This window comes from Flavobacterium sp. S87F.05.LMB.W.Kidney.N, from assembly GCF_004366435.1.
Lineage (GTDB): Bacteria > Bacteroidota > Bacteroidia > Flavobacteriales > Flavobacteriaceae > Flavobacterium.
Window position 1 is genome coordinate 235,236 of sequence record NZ_SODX01000005.1, and the last position, 25,941, is coordinate 261,176.

Genomic DNA, 25,941 nt, shown 5'->3' on the forward strand with positions numbered 1-25,941 from the left:
AAAAGAATGTTTAAAAAATTTATACAAAGACCCGTACTCTCGACGGTAATATCTGTTATTATCGTCATCTTAGGTGTTTTAGGCCTAATTGAGTTACCGATTTCCCAATATCCGGATATCGCACCGCCTACGGTAAACGTAGCGGCAAGTTATACTGGAGCCAACGCAGACGTTGTACTTAAAAGTATCGTTATTCCGTTGGAAGAGCAGATTAATGGTGTAGAGAACATGACTTACATGACTTCTACAGCAACTAACGATGGTAATGCTTCTATTAAAATTTTCTTTAAAGTTGGAACAAATCCTGATTTAGCAGCGGTAAACGTTCAAAACAGGGTTTCAAGAGCAACAAGTTTACTACCAGTAGAGGTAACTCAGGCTGGGGTTACGGTAACCAAAAGCCAGAGTAGTAACTTATTGATTTTCTCTTTATATAGTGATGACAAAGCTTACGATCAAACGTTTCTTCAAAATTATGCGAAGATCAACCTTGTACCGCAGATTCAGCGTGTCGTTGGGGTAGGAGATGTAACCGTTTTTGGTGCAAAAGATTACTCAATGAGAATCTGGCTGAAACCAGATGTAATGCAGCAATATAAATTGATTCCGAGTGATATTTCAGCAGCTTTGGCAGAGCAGAATATCGAAGCAGCACCAGGTAAATTTGGTGAAAATGGAAATCAAGCATTTCAATATGTAATTAAATACAAAGGACGTTTAACAAGTGCTCAGGAATTTGAGGATATTATTATAAAATCTGTCGGAAACGGCCAAATGCTGAGACTTAAAGATGTGGCTAAAGTAGAGTTAGGATCTTTAAGTTATTCGTCAACAATTAAAACAAACGGTGTAGAATCTGCAGCAATGGCAATCAGCCAGACTCCAGGATCAAACGCTCGTGATGTAATTATTAATTCTAAAAAATTAATTGAAGAAGCCGCAAAGAGTTTTCCAAAAGGAATGAAATATACCATTATGGTTGACGTCAATGAAAATCTAGATGCTTCTATTGAGAAAGTTATTCATACTTTGATCGAAGCTTTTATATTAGTTTTCATCGTAGTATTTATTTTCCTTCAAGATTTTAGATCAACTTTAATTCCAGCAATCGCGGTTCCAGTTGCGATTGTGGGAACGTTCTTCTTCCTAAATTTATTCGGATTTACGATTAACTTATTAACGCTTTTCGCAATGGTTCTGGCCATTGGTATTGTCGTCGATGATGCTATTGTAGTTGTTGAGGCCGTTCACGCCAAACTTGACCACGGGTATAAATCGGCTAAAAAAGCGACCATCCATGCAATGGACGAAATTTCAGGAGCGATTATTTCTATTACTTTGGTAATGGCGGCGGTATTTATTCCGGTAACATTTATTACAGGATCTACAGGGGTTTTCTACAAGCAATTCGGTATTACACTGGCTGTAGCGATTATTCTTTCTGCTGTAAACGCCTTGACATTAAGTCCGGCATTGTGTGCGCTTCTATTGAAACCACATGCTGACGATCATAAACATAAAAGTTATTTACAGCGTTTTTATACTTCATTTAACGTTGCATTTGATAATGTAACACAAAGATACAAGCGTTCGGTAAGTTTCCTTTCTGTAAAAAAATGGATTGTTTTAGCTTCGATTTTGATAGCAGGTTTGGGATTATTTTATATGATGAAAACTACGCCGTCTGCTTTCGTTCCTTCAGAAGATCAAGGGACAGTTTTTGCTAATATCAGTTTGCCGCCATCAGCTTCTATGGAACGTTCTGATATAATGGCTAAAAAAGTAGACAGTATTGCTAAAACTATTCCAGGAGTTAAAAATACACTTCGTATTGTGGGGCAGAACTTTACTGCTGGAGCGGGTAGTGCATACAGTATGGTTATTGTAAAGTTATATCCTTGGGATCAGAGAGATCTTAGTGTAGATGATGTAATTGGACAGCTTTTTGCCAAAACAAGCGGTATTCGCGAGGCAAGTATATTCTTTATTTCGCCGCCAACAATTCAAGGTTTTGGTCAAAGTGGTGGATTCGAATTTCAGCTGCAGGATAAAGGTGGTCACACGACTGCAGAATTCTACAAAGTAAATAACGAATTCCTTGCAAAATTGGCTGAACGTCCAGAAATACAGTATGCGACAACTCCATTTAATCCTGGTTTCCCTCAATATATGATGGATATTAATTTAGCGAAAGCGAAAGATGCGGGAGTTTCTGTAAATACAATCTTGTCAACGATGCAGGGTTATTATGGTGGATTATACGCTTCGAACTTCAATAAATTCGGGAAACAATATCGTGTAATGGTTCAGGCTTCTCCAGAGTTTAGAGCTAATACACAGGGATTGAATAAAATATTTGTACGTAATAGTGCAGGAACAATGGCGCCAATTACAGAGTTTGTAAAAATGACGAGGGTTTTTGGACCAGAATCTATTTCAAGATTTAATTTGTTTACATCTATTTCGATTACGGGAGCACCAAAACCAGGTTACAGTTCTGGAGATGCTATTAAAGCAATTCAGGAAGTAGCGGCAGAAAATCTTCCGGCTGGTTATGGTTATGAATTTTCTGGTTTAACACGTGAGGAATTAGCTTCAGGAAGTGAAACGATTTTCATCTTTATTTTATGTTTGGTTTTCGTTTATTTCTTGTTGAGTGCGCAGTACGAAAGTTATATTCTTCCGTTTGCGGTATTATTCTCCATTCCGTTTGGATTGGCTGGAGCTTATTTATTCTCGATTATTTTCAAATTGAATAGTAACATTTACCTGCAGATTTCCTTAATCATGTTGATTGGACTTCTGGCGAAGAATGGTATTTTGATTGTCGAATTTGCCTTAGACAGAAGACGTAAAGGTCTGCCAATTGTACAAGCTGCAATTGAAGGAGCTGTAGCACGTTTAAGACCAATTTTGATGACTTCTTTCGCCTTTATTTTAGGACTTGTTCCATTGATGTTTGCATCTGGTGCAGGAGCTGTTGGTAACAAATCGATTGGTACAGGAGCTGTTGGAGGTATGTTAATCGGAACAATTTTAGGAGTATTTGTTATTCCAGTTCTATTTATCATTTTCCAGACATTGCAGGAGAGAATAAGCGGTCCAGCAAAAGATGGTTATGATGACGATGACGATGATGAGGAAATTCATTTATTAGAAGCTCACAAAGAGTAAAATTTAATTAAAAAAGAGATGATTAAGAGTTCAAATAAATATATTCTTATGGTAATTGCAGCCGCACTTTTAAGTGCGTGCTCGATTACCAAAAAGTACGAACGACCAACAACGCTGTCGACAGATAAGCTGTATCGTGATCAGGCTTCTGCCGATACGACTACAGTTGCTGATATGCCATGGCAGAGTATTTTTAAAGATGAAAAACTAAATGCATTAATTCAAAAAGGATTAGAAAATAACCTTAATTTGAAGAATGCAATTGAGAATATCATACAAGCGCAGGCTTCATTACGCCAAAGCAAACTGGCTTACTATCCTACGTTAAATTTTGATGCCAACGTAACTAGAAATAAACAATCTCAGGCGGGACTAAACTTTCCAGCTGGAATTAATATTAATACGTTGACAACAACTTACAAACTAGGTTTAAGCACTTCTTGGGAAGCTGATATATGGGGAAAATTAAGCAGTTCTAAAAGGGCAGCTTTAGCTTCATACTTAGCGACAGATGCTGCAAAACAGGCAGTTCAAACGCAGTTAATTGCAGATATTGCCAACAACTACTTTTTATTGTTGTCTTACGATAAATCATTAAAAATCACAGAGGAAACATTAGCAAGTCGTATCAAAAATGTTGAAACAATCAAAGCATTAAAAGAAGGTGCAATTGTAACAGGCGCAGCAGTGGTGCAGAGTGAAGCAAACCAGCATGCAGCCGAAGTTTTAATTCCAGATTTGAAGCAAAGTATTCGTGAAACAGAAAATGCTTTGAACATCTTATTAGGACAAGCACCTGGACCAATTGATAGAGGAGAATTGGGAACGCAGATTATTCCAGAAAATCTTGCTGTTGGAGTACCTTCTCAATTGTTAGAAAATCGTCCAGATGTCCGTCAAGCAGAATTTAATTTCAGAGTTGCATTTGAATCAACAAATTTAGCTAAGACTTATTTTTACCCAAGTTTAACGCTTACAGCAAGCGGTGGATTTTCGAATTTAGAATTGAAAGACTTTTTTAGTAACTCTATTTTCTATTCAATAATTGGAGGTTTAACACAGCCAATTTTTAATCAAGGATTGAATAAGATGAGATTAACTACGGCTCAATCTCAACAATTACAAGCTTATAATAATTTTCAGCAAAGTCTTTTAACAGCAGGTCAGGAAGTTTCAAATGCTTTGTATTCGTATGAAATGGCTGTTGCTAAAGAAGATTCAAGGAAAAAACAAATTGAAGCTTTAGAAAAAGCTGTAGATTATACACAACAGCTGTTAGAATATAGTTCTGCAACCAATTATACAGACGTATTAACTTCAGAACAAAATTTATTAGCTGCGCAGTTAAGCGGTATCAACGACAATCTTCAAAAACTTCAGGCTGTTGTTAATTTGTACAGAGCTTTAGGTGGAGGTTGGAAATAAAAATGCTTTTGATTGAGAAAAAATAACCGTTTGTCGGAATAATTAAGCCTTTCGTCTAATTAATAATTAGTATTAAAAAATTGGACATACCTTTGAACTGGTTAAAAAAAATAAAACATATATAAGTTCCACTGAGATCATAATTCGTAGATCACTTATTTAATAAAAACATGACTCCAAACGCCTCAGAAATGAGGCGTTTTTTTGAATTGTATATCGGCTGAAAGTTTTATTCTTCAATTAGTTTTACACTTCTGTATATCAATGTGAGAACCTTAGTTTATTAGGAGGCATTTGATTTATACAAAAAGACAGCACCATTATTTTAGTCATGTATAGCCCATAGTTTCAACCACGGGAACATATTGTTACAATATTTCTTTCGTTCCGCTGAAGATTTGGTTTTCCATAAAAAAAGGCTTTCTCATTTTTTTTGAGAAAGCCTTTTCAATTATATAATTGATTTTTTTATTCAGAAACCGTTTTTACTTTATGACCAAAAATCCCGAAAGAAAGAATAATCAAAAAGCAAACTAACGGAATAATATATCCCGATTGAATATCATCATGGTTCATATCGATTAAAGTTCCCATTCCGTAAGGAATTATAGCACCGCCAACAATTGACATTACTAACCAAGAAGAACCCGTTTCAGTATTCGATTTTAATCCTTTAATCCCTAATGAAAAAATAGTTGGGAACATAATTGACATAAAGAATCCGATTCCTCCAAGAGCATAAATAACTACAATTCCAGAGCCATAAATAGCAACTAGACATAATAAAACACTCATTACACAGTAGATTGACAATAAAACATAATCTTTTACATAACGTAAAAAGAATGTTCCAATAAATCGTCCTGCCATAAAAAGAAAACCGTAGATTCCTAAATAATATCCTGCCGTTTTTTCGTCTAATCCAGCACCTTGCTGTGCAATTCTGATAAAGAAACTTGTGATACAAACTTGTGCACCAACATAGAAAAATTGAGCAGCAACTCCCCAGCTTAAATGTCTAAATTTTAAAACAGAGAAAAATCCTGGTTTAATTTCAGCTTCGGTATGTGTTGCTTTCATTGACGGTAATTGTACGAAGTAGAAAATAATGGCAACCAAAACCAAAATACTTCCTAATACGATATATGGCATTTTTACAGAAGCTGCTTCTCCTAATAAATAGGCAGCTTTTTCGGCTTCTGGCATCGCAGCCATTTGTTCTGGCGTATGATTCGTTCCAGAAAGAATAAATAATGACCCTACAATTGGAGCAACCATTGCTGCCAAACCGTTGAAAGAAGCGGCTAAATTCAATCGTTTAGAAGAAGATTCAGCTGGTCCTAATATTGCAGCATACGGATTTGCACTTGTTTCTAAAATCGTCAAACCACATCCGATTACAAATAAGGCGAATAGAAACAATTCGTAAGTTCTCGTATTGGCTGCAGGTACAAATAGAAATGCTCCAACAGCAAAAACCAGCAATCCTGTTATAATACTGTTTTTATAACCAAATCTTTTAATCAGCATTCCGGCAGGAATCGCCATAATAAAATAAGCAAAGAAAACTGAGGTATCAATTAAAGTAGATTGGCGGTTGTTTAATTCACAGGCTTTTTTTAGGTGCGGAATCAAAACCGAATCTAAATTATGGGCCATTCCCCAAAGAAAAAATAGGCATGTAACGAGGATAAAAGGCAAAAGATATTGATTTCCTTTTCCGCCTTCTGTCGGCACTTCATGTTGATCGCCGGCTTGGTTTGTAATTTGCATTTTTTAGATAGTTTTTTAGTTTTTTTTTAGGTTCAAAGGTTCAAAGTAACAAATGTTCAAAGTAAAGAAACCTCTGTTCCTCTGCACCTCTGAACCTTTGCAACTTGAGAAAAATCATTTTTTCTTCACCAAAAGTAAGTGATCACAAACCAAAACGACTTCACCGCGTTGGTTGATAATTTCTACATGTTCAGTTACGGTTCCCATTTCTGGATTTTTAGCTTCGCCTTTTTCCGAAATTGTAATTTCTGAGTGAATAGTGTCGCCAATATGAACAGGTTTTACAAAGCGCATTTTGTCATAGCCTCTAGAAAAAGCTTCTGGATTTATTTCAGATGCCGTTAAGCCGATTCCGATGCTGAAAACCATAGTTCCGTGTGCAATTCTTTGTCCGAAGGGTTGTGTTTTACACCATTCTTCATCCATATGGTGCGGGAAGAAATCTCCCGTATGTCCGGCATGAACCACAAAATCAGTTTCTGTGATGGTTCTGCCTAAAGTTACTCGTTTGTCGTCGATTTGATAATCTTCGAAAAAAGTGGATTTAAAATACATAATCTAATTACTTTTTATTCGTCAGACTCTTTCAAATAAATGTCAAAATTACGTTTGTTTTGAAGAGGACTTAAATTTTGTTTTTTGGTTTTGAAATATAGTGTTTTAATTACACTTCATCAAAAGAAATACCGCCATTTTTACTGCTGATATAACAGGCTTCTACCACTTTCATTGTGCCTAAAACATCTTGAACGCTGGCAGATAATTTTTCGTCAGAACCTTCCTTGTAGCGCATCAGATTGGACATTGCGCCAATAAATGCTTCCGGAAACCAAGATCCTTCCAGTTTAACTTCGGTCCATTCGTATTCTTTTTCGTTATCTTTTTTAGCTAAAGCGTATTCAAAAACGTCTGGAAGACCGTCAGGATAATTCATTAATAAGCCCATTTTTGCTCTAATAGCACCTTTTGTTCCTTCCCATTTGATGTAACTTTCTTCATGTTTTGGACCAAAATGATGATCATGATTCGTATTAATAACCACATGCATATCTTCGGCATAATCTAAAATAATAGTCGATCGGCTTGAGGATAATTTTTTCAGCGGATGTTTAGCCGTTTTGGCCATTACACCTTTCGGATTTCCTAAGAAAGATCGAATACAATCAATGTAATGCACGCTATGAAAAAGAATTTCCAATCTCGGATGTTCTTTAATTAAAGGAAATAATTCCCAAGGCGTATTTACAGTAACTTTAAACTCTAAATCGTATAATTGGCCAATAATTCCTTCAGTAATCAAGTAACGTGCAGCGCTGACAAACGAGGCAAATCGAAGCTGGAAGTTGATTGCAGCAACCAGATTTTTTCTTTCGCAAACCGCCACAATTTCCCGTGCCTGAGCCAGATCATTTCCCATTGGTTTCTGAATCAAAACTGCAGCTCCATCAGGAAGCTGTTCTAAAATTTCAATGTATTGGTCAGGTAAAACGGTAATATCGTAAACTGCATTTGACGGAGCATTTTTAACCGCATCTGCTACATTTTCAAAAACATGATCGATTTTGAATTGTTTTTGTAAATCGTATGCTTTAGAAATCGTTCTGTTCGTAATACCAAAAACTTTAAAACCAGCCATTTCGTAAGCAGGAAGATGCGCATCTTTTACGATTCCGCTCGCCCCGATAATGATAATTGGCTGTTCTGTTTCGGGCAGTAAAGGTTTATAGGGAATATTCATTTGTTCTATATTTTGAATTTGAGCCTGCCAAGTTTAATTTTTGACAGAGCTGTGTAATGTTGTTCCTTGACTTAATTCTCTAATTTTTTTCTGAGTTTCCTCTAACAATATTTCAGACGAAATATCAGTTTCAATGGCTTTCAAAACAGTGCTGTCAATCAGTTCTGCTACTTTTGGCCAGATTGGCGTTTGAGGCAGTGTCAATGCATTTTCATGAAGCATTTCCAGTTTATGATAAAACGGGATTAAAGTATTAATTTCTTCATCTTTCCAAGTTGATTTCCTGCATCCGATACCGCCCTCAGTCGTTAATAATTTGTCGCTTTCTGGCGTTGTGGCAAAACGCAAAAAATCGTATGCCAGTTTTTTGTGTTTGCTTCCGGATCCAATGGTATACAGCCAATATACATTCAAAGAAGCTGTTTTATAACCCGGATCGGATGGGAGGGAAGTGATATCGATTTTTCCTTTTACTTTCGAATCTTCAATTACTTCTGCCATAGAAGCAAATCCAAACCAGTTTATGGCCATTGCAGCTTGTCCTTCGGCGAAAGCCAAACCTGCTTCAACCGAACCAAATTCTCTCGATTTTGGATGAACAGCATTTTTATCGGTGACCATTTTTCGATAGAAATCCAATGCTTTTATTGCTGCTTCATTATGAATGTCAATTTGATTTTTTTTGTTTAATAAAGAACCGCCTCTTGTCCATAATTGCAGACAAAAGTCAAAAACCATATTGTGTCCGTCTGGATAATTGGCAAAAACAGAACCGTATAAATTTTGTTCGGGACGATTAAAGAATGTTGCAATTTCTGCAAACTCCTGCCACGTTTTTGGTGTAGAAAGTTCGTAACCAAACTGTTTTTTAAAATTCTCTTTTTCCGTTTCGTTTTCGAATAAATCTTTTCGGTAAATGAGACATTCTGGTCCATCGTGAAAGGGAAGTCCGAAAATTCCATTACTTAGTTTTTGTAAATGCAAAAGCGATTTATGCCATCCAAAAGGATAATTTTCTGGTGGATTTTCTCCAATTAAGGAAAACAAATTAAGAACCGCATTTTCGTTTACAGCATCAAAAATCCAATCGGTATTGATATGGGCAATATCCCATTTTCCTTCTTTTAAGCCTTTTTCTGAAATTGTGGTTTCATACAAGTCATGAAGTTCTAAGGCAATCATTTCTGCTTCCATTTTTATATTGTTTTGAAGGCAGAAAGCATCCCATAATTTTTGAAGTGTACTTTCGAACGGATCGAATTTTCGAACGGCGATTCTAATTTTTTCCATCAGCAGTCTATAAATTCTTTAATAATTTTCTCGTTGTCTTGACCCAGTTTCGGCGAACCTTTTCCTGAAGTCAGATATTCGCCGTCAATTTTTATTGGGCAGCGTGTTGTTTTATAAGTGTAGCCGTCAAGCATTTCGACTTGCTGGGTAAAATTCAACACCTTAAATCCATCTTCAGCAATTAGCTGCTGATAGTTTAAAACTCCTGCACACCAAATATCTGCGGGTTCTAAAATGTCCAGCCAGAACTGTGTTTCCTGCGTTTGCAAATGATCCGCAAGAATATTTTTAATTTCGTCTCTTAATGTGAATTTATTTTCAGGAAACTGTAATAAAGCATCACATTTTAGCAGAGAAGCCAAAACAGGAATAGATCCCATTGCCAATGCTAAATAACCGTTTTTTGTTTTGTAAATTCCGTATGGTGCGCCCAAATAGGCGTGTGCATTATTGGTTTTGGTTCGAACAGGCAATTCGCCTCCGTCATTAAAATAAGTCGTAATCGTTTCAAATTGAAAATCAAATGCCGATTCGAGCATGCTTACCTGAACTTGCGCTCCAATATTATGCGTTGCTTTTCTGTATAAAGCGGCCAAAATTCCCTGTGCCAAATGCGCTCCGGCGAGCATATCAACAATCGATAATCCCATTGGTACTGGACCGTCTTCCTGATTACCGCTCAACCAAGTCAAAGCCGTTAAAGATTGCAAAAGCAAATCTTGACCTGGCAAATCTTTTAAATCAGGATGTTCTCCAAAACCAGAAATAGAAGCATAAATCACATTTGGATTAATGTTTTTTACTTCATCATAACTTAAACCAATACGTTCCATAACTCCAGGTCTGAAATTATGCATGACAACATCAGCTTTCGCTAATAATTTTTTTAATTTTTGAAGTTCCTCAGGCTGTTTAAAATCAATTGCAAATGATTCTTTGTTTCTGTTGATAGTATGAAAAACAGACGATTCGCCGTTCATAATCAAATCAGAAGTATATAAAGTACGGCAGATGTCTCCCGTTCCTGGCTTTTCTATTTTTATCACGCGCGCTCCCAAGTCTGCCAGACGTAAACTCGCCGACGGACCTGAAAGAAACTGACTGAAATCTACAATTAAATAATCTTCTAATGGCTTCATTTCAAATCGTTTAAAAATTGTTCGTGTATATTCAAATTATCCTGACCTACTTTTGGTGCTGCTTTTTCGCTTAGCAGAATTTCTCCATCCAATTGAATCGGACTTCTGGTTGTAACCAAAGTTTCGCCTTCGGCATTTTTTACGGTTTGTTTCAGCTGTAATTCATTTACAAAAGGCTGATTATCCAGTTCTTCGTAGTTGAAAACTTTACCGCACCAGATTCCTTCTTTTTGCAAGTTTGCAATCCAATAATCAGAAGTTTGCGTTTGAATCCTCTCGCTTAAAATCGTTCTGATTTCATCTCGTTTTTCAAACCAAAGATGCTTATCTGTAAATTCACTTAAATCTAAACCTAATGCTTTTCCAATGAAAATCAAATCGCCCATCGCAAGCGATAAATAACCGTCTTGCGTTTGGTAGACACCGTATGGGGCACTTAAAAAAGCATGTGCACTTCCTTTAATATCTCCTCTTTCAGGCAATTGACCTCCATCATTTAGGAAGGAAGTAATGGCTTCGAACTGTACATCGAGAATCGATTCTAATAAACTGACTTCAACCAAAACACCTTTTTTAGTTTTGGCTCTTTTTAAAAGTGCTGCCAAAATTCCCTGTACAAAATGATTCCCGCACATTAAATCGGCTACAGCCAAACCGAAAGGAACTGGACCTTGACTTTTGCGTCCGCTCAGCCAGCTTAATCCAGAAAGCGATTGCAATAATAAATCCTGTCCCGGTTTTTTTGCCCACGGACCTTCATTTCCGTAACCTGTAATAGTTCCGTAAATAATCTGTGGATTTATAGAAAGTGTATTTTCAAAATCTAAACCGATTTTTTCCATCACACCAGGTCTGAAATTATGTGTCATAATATCAGCCTTTTCAATCAGTTTTTTGATTAAAACTAAATCGTCAGGATTTTTTAAATCGGCTGCAAAAGATTCTTTATTTCGGTTTATGGTATGAAAAAGCAAACTGCTGTCATCTACAAATAAATCTTTGATGCTCAATTGTCTGCAGGCTTCCCCTTTTACAGGACGTTCGATTTTGATGACGCGTGCACCCAAATCGGCTAGTTTTAAACCAGCAGAAGGTCCTGCCAGAAACTGACAGAATTCTAAAACAATTAATCCTTCTAAAGGCTTCATATTGTCTGAATTTTTAGAGATTCCGCGTAAAGCGAATTCATTTCTTCCAAGACTTTTAGTTCGTCTCCGCCTTTCATCAGATAATTGCGAACCACATCGCCTGCGTGATCTTGGAAATACATATGTCCGTAATATCTCGGACGAAGGAAGGCGCGTTCTAAAGCGGGTAAAGTGTTTTTGAAATAATCATGCGTTACACCATTAATTCGCTCGCTTTTCCAAGCCTGCAAATGTCCTGGCTGACCGCCATTATCCGTATAAATATTTTGCTGTACTTGAGATGAACCTGTAAATTCAGCATATTTAACCGCTTCATCAATATGCTGGCTGAAAGATGAAACCGCTAATCCAGTTCCGCCTAAAGACGAAATCATCGGATTATCATTCAATTTTACTAAATCGTAAAAATGTAAAAGTTTACGACTGTAGCCAATTCGCGAATAATTAGAATAACCATAAGCAAACGGGCAGTAAGCAATTTCATCTGAATTGACCATTGCCTCATAAACCTGAATTGGGTTTCTGTTAAAGTTAGCGGGATCAATCAATTGTGCCAATTCCCTAAACATTTGAAGCGCTTTAATTCCCGTAGTTTCAGAAATTACTTTTTCTTCAGAAAGAAAAGGAGCTTCGCCTATACTGCAGCAAAACATATAAAAACTCATTAAAACATCTACCGGAATTCCAGCGAAAGCCACTAAGCCTTTTTTAGCCAATGCCAACAAATCGTCGTAAGTTTTAGGCACTTTTAAATTATTTTTTTCTAAAAGATCCAAGCGGGCAGAGGCAACTGGAGTTGCCGCATCTATAGGAAGCGCCCATAATTTATCATGAAAAACATAACTTCCGTATGATTTCCCCACAGTGTTAATTTCTTGATCTTTAATATATTCGTTTGATAAATAATCAGATAACGGAAGAATTGCTTTAGTCTGCGCTCCAAAACCAGTCCAAGGATGATCGATTACCAATAAATCAAATCTTTTGGCTAAATCTTCAATAGAAGCATCTGCGAATTCTTGTAAACTTCTCTTTTCCCATGAAATTTCAACTTCTGGATGTAGTTCAGTAAAACGCTGCGATGTGGCAACCATAGGAAGCAGACCTCTTGTGTGGTTCCAAGTTATGCCTTTTAATTTTATCATTTTATATAGGAATTTTGGGTAGTGAAATCGTTTGAAATAATAAATGTAAAAAATACAATTACAAAAGTAGAAATAAGATTTAAATGAACAAGAAATCCTATGTTTATTGCAGATCTTTTTTTGTATAAAATGATATTTAGTGATATAATTTTTACAAACCATCTAAAAAATGTTATAAAAATTTAAACTTTAGTCATTTTAAGTAATGGAAAATAAAATATATCTCGAATATTAATTTTTAAAAATTACTTTTGTAATTGTAAAATTTACATTTATTATTTTTGCTAGGCCTTTTTTATCAAAATTGAATTGGTAAATAGAAGACTTGACCATAAAAAGATGTGTTTGATGGAGTTCATTCATCAGAAAAAAATAAACTAACAATTAAAAATATACGATTATGAAATTAATACGTTTTGGAGAAATCGGAAAAGAGAAACCAGGAGTTTTAATTGGAGAAAAGAGATATGATGTTTCTTCGATTGTAACCGATTTTAACGAAAGTTTCTTTGAAGAAAATGGATTAGAAAAACTGCAAAAAGCATTAGAAAGCAATCCGAATTTGCCAGAAGTGGATGCTTCGGTACGTTTGGGATCGCCAGTTGCACGACCTTCTAAAATTATTTGTATTGGTTTGAATTATATCGATCACTGCAAAGAAACAAACGCTCCGATTCCGACTGAACCTATTATTTTCTTCAAATCGACCACTTCTTTATGCGGACCAGATGATGATTTGATTATTCCAAAAAACAGTGAAAAAACTGATTGGGAAGTAGAATTGGCATTTGTTGTAGGCAAAAAAGCAAGTTATGTAGAAGAAGCGGAAGCTTTGGATTACGTTGCGGGTTATGCTTTGTTGAACGATTATAGCGAAAGAGCTTTTCAATTGGAGCGTGGCGGACAATGGGCAAAGGGAAAAGGAAGCGACACTTTTGCACCTCTTGGACCATTTTTGGCAACCAAAGACGAAATCGCAGATGTTAACAATTTAAAGATGTGGCTGACAGTAAATGGCAAAAAATACCAAGACAGCAATACCTTAAATTTAGTTTTCAAAATTCCTTACCTAGTGCATTATTTAAGTCAGTTCATGACTTTGCTTCCTGGAGATATTATCAGTACAGGAACCCCTCCGGGAGTTGGTTTAGGAATCAAACCAGATCCAATTTATCTTAAAGCAGGCGATGTTGTAGAATTGGGAATTGAAGGTTTAGGGACAAGTAAACAAAAAGCTGTAGCTTATAAAAAGTAGGATAACTATCTGTTATTATACTAACGAATGATGACGCTGATAAAACGGATTTACTTTGTAAAAACGCGGATTTAAACGGATTTTATATTTAAGGAAATTAATCAAAATCCGTTTAAATCAGTGTCTTTACGATAGCGAATCTGTATCATCCGCGTCTAAATAGAAATTTAAACGAAATAAAAAATGAAATATATTGTTTGCGAAAAACCGCAGGAATTCCTTTTAAAAGAAACCAGTATTCCAGAACCAAAAGAGGGCGAAGTTTTATTAAAAATAAAAAGAATCGGTATCTGCGGAACTGATATTCATGCTTTTGGAGGAACTCAGCCTTATTTTGAATATCCAAGAATTTTGGGACACGAATTGGCAGCGGAATATGTAAAAGGAAATGCAGCAGGTTTTAAACCTGGAGATAAAGTTACTTTTATTCCATATTTCAACTGCGGAAAATGTGTGGCGTGTCGAAACGGATTGACAAATTGCTGTGTAAATATTAAAGTTTTTGGTGTTCATATTGATGGCGGAATGGCGGAATATGTTTCAATTCCTGAACAATATTTACTGCACGGTCAAGGTTTAGATTATGATGAATTGGCTTTGGTTGAGCCTTTGGCAATTGCAGCACACGGAGTAAGAAGAGCGGCTGTTAAGTCAACAGATACGGTTTTGGTTATGGGCGCAGGACCTATCGGAATTGGTCTGATTCAATTTGCTAAAATCGCTGGAGCAAAAGTAATTGTGATGGATATCAACGATTACAGATTGAATTTCTGTAAAACGGAACTAAATGCAGATGAAACGATTAATCCGTTGAACGATGATGTTGCGCAAAAATTAGCTGAATTGACAAACGGCGACATGGCAAATGTGGTGATCGATGCAACTGGAAATCAGAAAGTAATGAACAGCGCTTTCAACTATATTTCGCATGGCGGAAGATTTGTTTTGGTTGGACTTCAAAAAGGAGAATTGAGTTTCAGTCATCCTGATTTCCACAAAAGAGAATCTACTTTAATGAGCAGTCGAAATGCGACGATCGAAGATTTTGAATATGTAATGAAATGCTTGAAAGAAGGCAAAATCGATCCGAAAAAATACATTACACACAGGACAAGTTTTTCTGAAATGATTACTGATTTTGGAAACTTGATTGATCCGAAGAATAATGTGATTAAGGCGTTAATTGAAATTGATTAATTTGTGAAAAGTGAAAAGTGAAATGTAAAAAGTGAAATGTGAAATGTGAAATGTGATTTTCGTTATATAGACATAAAGCGATCGGATTTTACATTTCACATTTCACCTCTTACATTTCACAAAAAGAAAAATCATTTTACATTTCACAAATCACTTTTCACAAAAGACACATTTTACAAATCACATCTAACACAAAAAGAAATGGATTTAAACTTAAAAAATAAAATAGTTGTTGTTTCTGGTTCGGCTGGAAAGGAAGGCAGTATCGGAGAAACGATCGTTAACAGACTGGCTGATGAAGGTGCAATTCCGGTTTTGGTTGACAGAAATGCAAGAGGTTTTCAATACGTGGAAAGACTTCAAAAAAGAGGCGTTAATTCCTTATTTGTGCAGACAGATGTAACCGATCCTGTGGCAATAGAAAATGCTGTAAAAGTAATCGCAGCAAAATACGGCAGAATCGATGCTATTATTAATAATGTAGGTGTAAATGACGGTGCAGGATTAGATTCTAGCTACGAGGATTTTATGAATTCCTTGAAATTGAATGTAGTAAGTTACTTTTTATTGGCTAAATATGCACTTCCATATTTGAAAGAATCAAAAGGAAACATCTTAAATATTGGTTCAAAAGTAGCTTTGACAGGGCAGGGTGGGACTTCTGGTTACGCTGCTGCGAAAGGTGGTGTTTTGGGCTTAACAAGAGAATGGGCAGTGGATTTGATTCAGTTTGGAATCCGTTCTAATGCGATTATTATTGCGGAAAGTTATACGCCTGCATACGAAGATTGGATTAAAACATTGCCAGACGGCGAAACAGTTTTAAATAAAATCAATAAAAGTATTCCGTTAGAAAGCCGAATGACAAAAACAGAAGAAATTGCAGATACGGCACTTTTTATCATTTCAGAAAAATCATCACATACCACAGGACAATTTGTTTTTGTGGATGGAGGTTACGTACATTTAGACCGCGCTTTAATCAGCGATGTTAACTAAGAAATTATGAGTAAAAGAATAGATTCCCATCAGCATTTTTGGAAATTTGATCCCGTTCGAGACAGCTGGATCGACGAAACGATGCAAAATATTCAGAGAGATTTTCTTCCAGAAGATTTACAGCCGTTATTAAAAGCTAATCAGTTTGAAGGCTGTGTGGCAGTCCAAGCCAGTCAGTCTGAAGAAGAAACTCATTTTTTATTGGATTTAGCTTCAAAAAATGATTTCATAAAAGGTGTTGTCGGCTGGGTAGATTTACGAAGTGAAAGTATTGAAGAACGTTTAAACTTCTTTTCAGATCAAAAAAAACTAAAAGGATTTAGACATGTTGTTCAAGGTGAACCAGATGATTTTATGTATGGAGAAGCTTTTAGAAGAGGAATAGCGGCTTTAAAATCATTTGATTATACGTATGATATATTGATTTTCGAACGTCAATTGCCGGCAGCTATAAGTTTGGTGAAAGATTTTCCAAACCAAAAGTTTGTAATCGATCATATAGCAAAGCCAAACATCAAATCAGAAACTATTTATTCTTGGAAAAGCGGCATTGAAGAAATTGCAAAGTACGACAATGTTTGGTGTAAGATTTCTGGAATGGTCACAGAAGCCGACTGGAAAAACTGGAAACCAGAAGATCTAAAACCGTATTTAGATGTTATTTTTGAAAACTTTTCAATCGATAAATTGATGTACGGATCAGATTGGCCGGTTTTAAACGTAGCTTCAGATTATAATGAAGTGGTGAAAACTTTAGAAGATTATATTTCAGGATTTTCCATTGAAGACCAAAATAAGATTTGGTTTGAGAATGCGAATAAGTTTTATGAGTTATGAGTGCATTCAAAGTTACAATACTTCACTCATTGTTTATCATTTAGACGAAGGAGAAATCTTCGTAAGTAGCTCGACAATCAAAGTAAATCTTTGCGGAGTTCTTGCGGAGATTTCTCCTTCGTCGAAATGACAAATAAGACGCAAAAAAAAGAGGATGTTCAACATGAACATCCTCTTTTCTACTTTATAAAATAGCTAACCTTTTACATTTAACATTTTACATTTAACCTTTTACAAAAAATTAAAACTTAACCGCTTTCTTAGGAACATCCTTTCCAATAGTAGTACTTTTCGATAAATTAGAACCACTCAAATCAATATTTTTACTCGCTCCACCATCAATTGTAATCATATTAGAAGAACCAGAATTAAACTCGATGTTTTTTAATGAAAGGTTTTGCGTATTGTAAATTTCAAAAGCATTTTTAGTTTCGATATCCAATTGAGCGTTAGTGATTTTAATTCCGTTTGCATCAATAATAGAAAATCCTTTTTGAGCTTTGGCAATCAAGTTTGAGATTTCAATATTTTCTAAATTCATTTCAGGTAGACCTTGTAAAAATACTGCCTGCTGAGCGCCTTTAATCGTAATATTTTTGATTACAATATTTTTAAACTGAGGTGTTTCCTCATTTACTGGAATCGCTTTAGTACTTACGGTATTTCCACCTTCAGCTAAAGTTTCAGCAATCGATTTTCCTCCGTAATACAAATCAAAAGAAATCGCTTGAGACGGAATGTCAGTCATAAAAACATCTGAGATATAGATGTTTTCAACTATACCACCGCGTCCGCGAGTACTTTTAAAACGTAAACCAACATCAGTTCCCATAAAAGTACAATTAGAAACATGCAGATTTTTTACACCACCAGACATCTCACTTCCAACCGTAACACCGCCGTGGCCGTGATAAACAATATTGTTTTTTACAATGATATTTTCGCAAGGAACGCCTCTGTCACGTCCGTCTTTATCTTTTCCAGATTTAATACAGATGGCATCATCTCCAACATCAAAGCTAGAGTTTTCGATGATTACATTTTTACAAGATTCAACATCAAGACCATCACCGTTTTGAGAAAACCATGGATTTCTAACGGTTATATTTCGAACAATTAAATCTTCAATCATCAAAGGGTGAATGTTCCAAGCTGGTGAATTTTGGAAAACTGGCCCGTCAAACATAACTCTTTTGCTGTTTTGAATACTTACCAAAACCGGACGCAGAAAATCATGAATAGCTTCAAAATCTTCTTTAGTTTTTAAATCAGGACGAACGTTCTGATCTGCACCTTTAGCACCTTTTAAATATTGTTCAGATGGATACCAGCTGTCTTTTTTTTCGTTTAAGACTCCGCCAGAAGCAACGAATTTTTTCCATTGTTCCTCTGTCAGTTTGCTCTTTTTCACTTGTCTCCAAGCTTCGCCAGAACCGTCCCAAACTCCATTTCCGGTAAAAGCAATATTCTCTAGATTTTTACCATAAATAGGAGAGATACAACGCCATGTATTTAGGCCCTCAAAGCTAGTTTCGATAATTGGATATAAAGATTTGTCTGTAGAGAATTTAATTAAAGCTCCAGTTTGAGCATGCAATTCAATATTGCTTTTTAAAATGATTGGCCCCGTCAGCCAGATTCCAGGCGGAATAACTAATTTTCCTCCGCCTTTTTTAGAAAGCCCATCAATGGCATCAGCGAAAGCTTTTGTATTTAAAACATAACCGCCGTTGACTGCTCCAAAATCCTTTAAGTTCACAACATTATTTGGAATAATTGGTTCGTTTACTTTTGGCATTTTGAATTCAACATTAGCATAAGTATCGTAAGAGGTGCTTTGAGCATTTACATTTTTCGACCCCATACAAAGCATAATTGCCATTGCAAGAGAAAAAAGATTTAGTCGGTTGGTTTTCATTGTTAGTAAATTTTTGGTGTTATTTTTATAGATGTGAAAAATTACTTCTCACATTAATAATAATAGTTAAATGTAATCGATTACACAAATCTATTAAAAAAAGTTTAAATGTTTGCCACGAATTACACGAATTGCACTAATTTTTCTTTCTATGTAATTAATAATATGAATATGAATTGCCTCCAGCTTTAGCTGGGGGTTATATTTTAAACATTTCCAGGCTTTATCTAAATTTCAAAATTTGACTAAAGCCTTTACTCTTTAAATTATAAACCTTCATCTAAAGCTGGATGCAATTGGAGTTAATTAAATAAAAAAATTAGTGCAATTCGTGTAATTCGTGGCTAAACCAAAAACACAAACAGGAGGGTACAGGATACATATAACTTTATGTTCAAGTAAATTGGACGAATTATTTGGTAAAAGTGTTAAAAATACATTTATTTGTAAAATTATTAGTGCTTTAAATTAATGCCTGATAATTTTATCCTAAGAAAAAAATCAATACTATAAATAATGCGCTTACTTCCTTTCAACAAATTACTGATCGTTTTTTTAATGGTATTCACTTTTTTTTCAGCGAATGCTGCTGAAATTTGGGTGTCACCATCTGGAAATGATTCCAACATCGGAACAAAATCAAATCCGCTGGCAACGGTTCACATGGCAATGCGAAAAGCCAGAGAACTGCGCCGACTAAAAGATCCATCCATAAAAGACGGAATCCGAATCATAGTAATGAACGGAACGTATTATTTAAACGAACCTTTGTTTGTAAGACCAGAAGATTCGGGAACTCCAGAAAGTCCAACCACAATTGAAGCAGATACAAATGCAAAGCCAATTATTAGCGGTGGAATCGAAATTAAAAACTGGAAAAAAACTACTGTTTTAAATGGTAAAAAAGGAACATTTTGGGTGGCCGATGCGCCTCAAAAAGCAGGTTCAATTATCAATTACCGACAATTATGGGTCAATGGAAAAAAAGCAGTAAGAGCCAAAAATACAACGGGAACTACAATGGAACGAATTTTATCTTGGAATCATCAGGAACAAACTTGCTGGATTCCGTTTAAAGACAAATCGATAAAGTTTGAGCCGGGAATGGAAATGTTTATCGTACAATGGTGGTCGATTGCCAATCTCCGAATCAAAAATATTGAAGTTCAGAAAGACAGTGCCAAACTTTCGTTTGAAGAGCCTGAGAGCCGTATTCAAAGCGAACATCCTTGGCCTGCACCGTGGATTTCTAAAAATAACGGGAATTCGGCTTACTTTTTAAACAATGCTTTTTCACTTTTAAATGAGCCTGGAGAATGGTATTTGGACAAGAAAAATGCTAAAATCTATTATGTTCCGAGAGCTGGAGAAGATATTAATTCGGCAGTTGTAACGGCGCCTGTTTTAGAAAATCTGGTTGAAGTTAAAGGAACAATTGATTCGCCTGTTCATCATTTTCAATTTAAAGGAATTTCGTTTCAGTACAGCAACTGGCTTCGTCCTTCACAGCAAGGTCATGTGCCATTGCAATCTGGTTTATATTTGTTAGATGCCTATAAATTGAAACAGCCGGGAACGCCAAATCAGGCCAATTTAGAAAATCAGGCATGGGTGGGAAGACCTCGTGCGGCGGTTGAAGTAAATTATTCGAATAATATTCAATTTGAATCCTGCCGTTTTGAGCATTTGTCTTCGACAGGTTTGGATTTAAATAAAGGAACGAATCACAATACCGTAAAAGGAAATTTATTTAAAGATATTGGCGGAAGTGCTATAAATGTTGGCATTTTTTCTGAAGAAGCTTTTGAAGCGCATTTGCCTTTAATTATAAAAGACGAAAGAGAAATGTGTTCTGATGAAGTGATTGCCGATAATTTAATCACCAATGTAACCAATGAAGATTGGGGAACTTTGGGAATCAGTGCTGGTTTTGTTAGAAATATTACCATTGAACACAACGAAATTTCGGATGTATCGTATTCCGGAATGGCAATGGGCTGGGGATGGACGCATACGCCAAACGTAATGCAGAACAACAAAATTCTGGCGAATAAAATTCATCATTACGCCAAACATTTGCATGATGTAGCTGGAATTTATACGCTTTCGGCACAACCCAACAGCCGAATTGAAGAAAATTATATCGACAAAGTATACAACAGTCCTTACGCGCACGATCCGTTCTTATGGCTGTATTTGTATACCGATGAAGGTTCTGAAGGTTTTACAATTAAAAACAACTGGATTGCTGAAAAGAAAATCCTAAAAAACCATAACGGTCCAAAAGGAAATATCTGGGAGCATAACGATCCGTATGTAAGTACGAAAATTAAAGAAGCAGCCGGAATCAGAGCGCCTTATAAAGATTTAGAAAAAGAAGTCGTAATCGATGAAAAATGGGGACTGCAGGAAATGCCAAAACCGTATGCAATCGAATTGATAGGTAATGATTTTGACATCGAAAAAATCAAATCGACTTTGGTTGGTTTTAGAATCGTAGGTCAGGAATTGTACCAATGGAAAAATCATTTGGTGATTTACGGAAAAATGAATCAGCCGGAAAGAACAAAGAGAAAATTGGCAGGCGCTTTTCCTTCTTTAGAAATTAAAATCTATGATGATTTGGTTTACGATTTTCAAAACTTCGAAAGATGTAAAGATTCGAAACCAGCATCAGATTGGGAAAATATTGTTTTAACAGCGAATCTTCCTGCCGATGAAAAACTGCAGAAAGAATATGTTGAGTACCACAAAACACAATTTGAAAAATGGCCGGAAGTAGCAAAAGGTTTCTGCAACGCCGATTTCCAACAGTTACAGGTTTTCAAAAAAGACAGGCAATTGATCTTGGTAATCAGTATTCCGAAGGGCGAAAATCTGGACAAACTAAATCCGAAAACAACCCAAAATAATCCACGTGTAGATGAATGGAATGCTTTAATGAAGAAATACCAATCGGGAATTGAAGACGCAAAACCAGACGAAACCTGGATTTTCTTAAGCAAAGTAGAAACGAAATAATTACAGACTAATTATCCTAACAGGTTTCCAAAACCTGTTAGGTATGTGTAAGTTCAAAGTAATACAAACCAAAGATTAAATAATTAAAATAATTTTTTCTAATCTGTGAAAATCCTTTAATCTGTGGCAATAATACCTAACAGGTTTTAGAAACCTGTTAGGATACGTAACAAAAAAATCTAACATCAACAATCTAAAATAACCACACCTCATGTTAAAAATAGCCATTCTAGGACTTGGAGAAGGACGAAGCACCATGTCGGCCGCTATAGAAAGTTCAAAATTAGAGCTTGTAAAAATATGCGACAGAAACGAAGACTTGTGCAAACGGCGCGCAAAAGAATTCGATTTTCATTCGTACACTACCAATTACGAAGATTTATTAAGTGATGACTCAATTGATATAATTGCGATTTACACTCCGGATCATTTGCATGCACAACACGTAAAACAAGCTTTGTTACACGGAAAACATGTGGTTTGTACTAAACCTTTTATCGATGATCTTTCAGATGCTAAAGAGCTGTTAGAATTAAGCAAATCGACTGGAAAGAAAGTCTTTATCGGTCAAAGTTCACGTTTCTTCGAACCAGCTAAAAGACAAAGAGCCGATTATGAAGCGGGTTTAATTGGAGATTTAATTACAATCGAAGCCCAATATCACGCCGATCACAGATGGTTTTTAAAGAAAGAATGGTCGCTTTTGCAGTCGTTTAAATGGCTATATGGAGGTTTGAGTCACCCTGTAGATTTTATCAGATGGTATCTGCCAAACATTCAGGAAGTAATGGGTTACGGAATGATCAGCAGTAACGGACAATCAGCAGGATTGAAAAATGAAGATACGATGCATTTTATCTTCAAAGCAACTGATGGAAGAATTGCCCGTGTAAGTGGTGTGTATACGTCACCAACTCAGCCAGCGCAACGCGACAGTGGCATGAGTACGATTCTAAGAGCAACAGAAGGAGCAAGTCAGGCCGATTATCACGAATTGCGTTATGCAGTTACGGACAAAACGGGCGAAGAAAAAGTAATTACCTGGGGCGACAGCACGATAAAATATTATTTCCGTTTTGAAGGACAAAGCCATCACGGCGGGGAATATCAGAATTATTTAGAATATTTTGTGGACAGCATCGAGCAGGGTTTTGAAGCCTATCCAAACATGGAAGAAGGAATTGGAACTGTGGCTTTATTGCAGGCAATGGACAAATCACTGCAAACTGGAATGCCGGTTAAAATCGCCGATATTCTTAACGAATACGGACTATGAACAGCATCTACGATAAATTAACGACGCTCGATTTTATAATTGTAGCTGTTTATTTGGTGACTTTATTAGTCATTGGTTATGTGGTGAGCGTGAAGCAGAGCAAGAAAAATGAAACGCTTTTTCTGGCTTCCAATTCATTAAACTGGTACAGCATCGGGTTTAATATGTGGGGAACCAATGTTGGGCCTTCGTCCTTATTGGCTTTTGCGAGTATTGGTTATGCTACAGGAATTGTGGCAGGAAATTTCGAATGGTACGCCTTTGTATTTTTACTGCTTTTGGCGATGGTTTTTGCACCAAGATATATTGCGAGTAAAGTCAGTACCATGCCCGAATATATGGGGAAACGCTACGGCGACAGTACTCAGAATATTTTAGCGTGGTATGCTTTGGTAAAAATATTAGTAAGCTGGCTGTCTTTAGGATTATTCAGCGGAGGCGTTTTAGTACGTCAGATTTTAGGAATTCCGATGTGGCAGAGTGTTACGGTTTTAGTAATTTTCTCTGGAATATTTACGTTTGCCGGAGGATTAAAAGCGATTGCAAAAGTCAATGTTTTTCAGATGATTCTGCTGATTGTAGTCTCGCTGACGCTTTCGTTTTTAGGTTTGCAAAAACTAGGCGGAATCGATGTTTTAATTGCTAAAACACCTTCAAACTTCTGGAATTTAATCCGACCTTCAGATGATGCACATTATCCGTGGCCGGCTATTTTATTAGGTTATCCTGTTGCAGCAGTTGCTTTTTTCTGTACCGATCAATCAATGGTGCAGAGTGTTTTAGGAGCTAAAAATCTAGAGCAGGGGCAATTGGGTGTAAACTTTATTGGCTGGTTAAAAGTCATGGCTTTGCCATTGTTTATTCTTCCCGGAATTTTGTGTTATGCTTTATATCCCGAATTAGGAAGCAATTCCGATTTGGCTTATATGACAATGGTTACGAATCTCTTTCCAAGCGGCATGAACGGTTTGGTAATCTGTGTGATGATTGCGGTTTTGGTAGGAACAATAGGTTCTTCTTTAAACGCTTTGAGCACCGTTTTTACCAATGATATTTACGTAAAGAAAATCAATCCGACGGCGACTATCAAAGATCAAATCAAAATTGGTCGTTTAACGATTGCAGCTGGTTGTGTTTTTGCGATTCTGATTGCCGTTGCAATTGACAATATCAAAGGGCAAAATTTATTTAATATTTTTCAGGCGGTTTTAGGTTTCCTGGCGCCATCTTTATCGGTTGTGTTTTTGCTGAGTGTTTTCTGGAAACGCACCACAAAAAAAGCAGTAAATGCAACACTTTCGTGGGGTTCTGCGTTTAGTTTGTTTGTAGGGGTCTTGTACTTATGGATTTTTCCTGCCGATAAATATCCCGGTTGGCCTCACTTTTTATTGATTTCGTTTTACATTTTTGCCTTGCTTTTAGTTGCAGCAGTTATTATTTCTTTAACCGATAAAAATCCTGAAGTTAATTTTTCAGATGAAACGGATATTCCTAAAACTAGTAAAAAGGTGAAACTTTTGTTTGGTTTGCTGGGTTTGACAATTTTGGTTTTGTATTTGGTTTTTAATTTTAATTAATCGGAAGAAAAATAAATAATAAAAAGATTACTTTAATTTAAATGTTTTGTAGTTTTTGTATTACATTTGCATCGCTTTTACGAAATGTTTAATGATAAAAATGTAATTATGTCAAAAAGTATATTAGCAGTTTTAATTTTTTCTTTTATTAGTATTAATAAGATGGCCTCGCAAAATCAAAAGATTTTTATCACGAGCGTCAAAAAAAGTGATAACAGTGTAGAATACAATTATACTAAAGCGGTACCAGGAAATTATTTTATAGAGTTTGATTTAGAAAGTGCTGCAAATGTTGAAAATATCTCTGCATTTAGAAAAACATATAATTTAAATTTAACCGAAGATTCGGGAACACTTTTTAAATTAGAACCTGCTGACAAAGAAAAGCCGATTTATTGTTCTTATACCTATAGCTATAGAAAAGGTTCTATAAAGCCTCAGCTGGATAACTCGATTGTTTATTTTCTTCCATTTAAACAGAATAAAGAGGTAAGAATATATGAAACCTTTAGATTTAATGTTAAACCTGAAATATGGAAAAATTATACGGTGTTTTCTAAGACTAAAGATACCATATGTTCAATGAGAAAAGGTTTAGTTACCGAGATAAGAAAATTTGCTGTCTCAGATAAAGGAAACACTATTTTCAGAACAGAAATCATAGTTGACCATGCTGATGGAACAAATGCATCATATAGCGGTGTGGATGAAAATTTATTAGCGGTTAAACTTAATGATCAAGTTTATCCAGGTTCTATGCTTGGTGTAATGGATAACGTTGTGGATAACGATAAAAATCATGTCTTTAAATTTAATGTTTATTATTTGTCTGATGAAGAAGTAGATGGTTTAGATGGTAAAAAAAATAAAGTAATTGAAAGATCTGTAATGCCAATTTTTTATACTGCTGAAGGTTATCAAAACTTATACAGCGATAAAAAGTATACAGTAAAATATAATGATGAAGTCCTTTTTAGAGAAATGACTCCTCAGGAAAAGGAAAAATACACTTCAAGTAACGTAATGTAA

Annotated in this window: 18 protein-coding genes; 10 read left to right on the top strand and 8 right to left on the bottom strand. The window is 35.8% G+C overall.

The features are described 5' to 3' along the window. Positions 1 to 6 precede the first annotated feature (6 nt). Positions 7 to 3,174, top strand: a complete 3,168-nt coding sequence (locus tag EDB96_RS16550) for an efflux RND transporter permease subunit (protein WP_134142030.1) — start codon at positions 7 to 9, stop codon at positions 3,172 to 3,174. A gap of 18 nt (positions 3,175 to 3,192) precedes the next feature. Further along, positions 3,193 to 4,599: an efflux transporter outer membrane subunit gene (locus tag EDB96_RS16555; RefSeq protein ID WP_134142032.1), complete on the top strand. Its 1,407-nt coding sequence runs from the start codon at positions 3,193 to 3,195 to the stop codon at positions 4,597 to 4,599. A gap of 468 nt (positions 4,600 to 5,067) precedes the next feature. On the opposite strand, the gene fucP is transcribed toward EDB96_RS16555, so the two are convergent. The 7 genes from fucP to EDB96_RS16590 form a co-directional block, all read right to left on the bottom strand. Further along, entirely contained in the window at positions 5,068 to 6,372 is a 1,305-nt protein-coding gene (gene fucP, locus EDB96_RS16560; RefSeq protein ID WP_134142035.1) for an L-fucose:H+ symporter permease, read from the bottom strand. Positions 6,373 to 6,486: 114 nt separating this feature from the next. After that, positions 6,487 to 6,927 (bottom strand): MaoC/PaaZ C-terminal domain-containing protein, encoded by a 441-nt coding sequence (locus EDB96_RS16565; RefSeq protein WP_134142037.1) that lies wholly within the window; start codon positions 6,925 to 6,927, stop codon positions 6,487 to 6,489. A 109-nt stretch (positions 6,928 to 7,036) separates the two neighbouring features. Beyond that, positions 7,037 to 8,110, bottom strand: coding sequence for a Gfo/Idh/MocA family protein (locus EDB96_RS16570; RefSeq protein ID WP_134142039.1), 1,074 nt, complete (start codon positions 8,108 to 8,110; stop codon positions 7,037 to 7,039). 33 nt (positions 8,111 to 8,143) lie between these two features. Next, on the bottom strand, positions 8,144 to 9,400 hold the full coding sequence (locus EDB96_RS16575) for an extracellular solute-binding protein (protein WP_134142041.1): 1,257 nt from the start codon (positions 9,398 to 9,400) through the stop codon (positions 8,144 to 8,146). Next, the gene (locus tag EDB96_RS16580) at positions 9,400 to 10,539 is read right to left on the bottom strand and encodes a CaiB/BaiF CoA transferase family protein (protein WP_134142042.1); all 1,140 of its coding nucleotides are present in this window, start codon (positions 10,537 to 10,539) and stop codon (positions 9,400 to 9,402) included. Before EDB96_RS16580 ends, EDB96_RS16575 begins: the two co-directional genes overlap by 1 nt. Then, a complete protein-coding gene (locus EDB96_RS16585; protein WP_134142043.1) occupies positions 10,536 to 11,687 on the bottom strand; it encodes a CaiB/BaiF CoA transferase family protein in 1,152 nt (383 codons plus the stop codon). Before EDB96_RS16585 ends, EDB96_RS16580 begins: the two co-directional genes overlap by 4 nt. After that, positions 11,684 to 12,832 carry an ABC transporter substrate-binding protein gene (locus tag EDB96_RS16590; protein ID WP_134142044.1) on the bottom strand — a complete coding sequence of 383 codons (1,149 nt, stop codon included), beginning with the start codon at positions 12,830 to 12,832 and terminating at the stop codon, positions 11,684 to 11,686. The genes EDB96_RS16585 and EDB96_RS16590 overlap by 4 nt, the downstream gene beginning before the upstream one ends. Before the next feature lie 400 nt (positions 12,833 to 13,232). On the opposite strand from EDB96_RS16590, the gene EDB96_RS16595 reads away from it, so the two are divergent. The 4 genes from EDB96_RS16595 to EDB96_RS16610 all read left to right on the top strand — a co-directional run bounded on the left by EDB96_RS16595 (position 13,233) and on the right by EDB96_RS16610 (position 17,120). Beyond that, positions 13,233 to 14,087 (top strand): fumarylacetoacetate hydrolase family protein, encoded by an 855-nt coding sequence (locus EDB96_RS16595; RefSeq protein ID WP_134142045.1) that lies wholly within the window; start codon positions 13,233 to 13,235, stop codon positions 14,085 to 14,087. 183 nt (positions 14,088 to 14,270) lie between these two features. Continuing rightward, complete coding sequence (locus EDB96_RS16600; RefSeq protein ID WP_134142047.1) at positions 14,271 to 15,284, top strand: zinc-binding alcohol dehydrogenase family protein; 1,014 nt, start codon at positions 14,271 to 14,273, stop codon at positions 15,282 to 15,284. A gap of 201 nt (positions 15,285 to 15,485) precedes the next feature. Beyond that, positions 15,486 to 16,283: an SDR family oxidoreductase gene (locus EDB96_RS16605; RefSeq protein WP_134142048.1), complete on the top strand. Its 798-nt coding sequence runs from the start codon at positions 15,486 to 15,488 to the stop codon at positions 16,281 to 16,283. A 6-nt stretch (positions 16,284 to 16,289) separates the two neighbouring features. After that, positions 16,290 to 17,120: an amidohydrolase family protein gene (locus tag EDB96_RS16610; RefSeq protein ID WP_134142049.1), complete on the top strand. Its 831-nt coding sequence runs from the start codon at positions 16,290 to 16,292 to the stop codon at positions 17,118 to 17,120. Positions 17,121 to 17,361: 241 nt separating this feature from the next. Here the strand turns inward: EDB96_RS16610 and EDB96_RS16615 are convergent, their stop codons facing one another. Continuing rightward, on the bottom strand, positions 17,362 to 19,038 hold the full coding sequence (locus EDB96_RS16615) for a glycoside hydrolase family 28 protein (protein WP_134142050.1): 1,677 nt from the start codon (positions 19,036 to 19,038) through the stop codon (positions 17,362 to 17,364). 558 nt (positions 19,039 to 19,596) lie between these two features. Between EDB96_RS16615 and EDB96_RS16620 the strand changes: the two genes are divergently transcribed. The 4 genes from EDB96_RS16620 (at position 19,597) to EDB96_RS16635 (ending at position 25,941) form a co-directional block, all read left to right on the top strand. Further along, positions 19,597 to 22,059 carry an L-rhamnose mutarotase gene (locus EDB96_RS16620; RefSeq protein ID WP_243839368.1) on the top strand — a complete coding sequence of 821 codons (2,463 nt, stop codon included), beginning with the start codon at positions 19,597 to 19,599 and terminating at the stop codon, positions 22,057 to 22,059. Between the two features lie 211 nt (positions 22,060 to 22,270). Beyond that, positions 22,271 to 23,335, top strand: coding sequence for a Gfo/Idh/MocA family protein (locus tag EDB96_RS16625; RefSeq protein ID WP_134142053.1), 1,065 nt, complete (start codon positions 22,271 to 22,273; stop codon positions 23,333 to 23,335). Continuing rightward, a complete protein-coding gene (locus tag EDB96_RS16630) occupies positions 23,332 to 24,912 on the top strand; it encodes a sodium:solute symporter (protein ID WP_134142054.1) in 1,581 nt (526 codons plus the stop codon). Before EDB96_RS16625 ends, EDB96_RS16630 begins: the two co-directional genes overlap by 4 nt. Before the next feature lie 108 nt (positions 24,913 to 25,020). Continuing rightward, positions 25,021 to 25,941: a hypothetical protein gene (locus EDB96_RS16635; RefSeq protein WP_166669316.1), complete on the top strand. Its 921-nt coding sequence runs from the start codon at positions 25,021 to 25,023 to the stop codon at positions 25,939 to 25,941.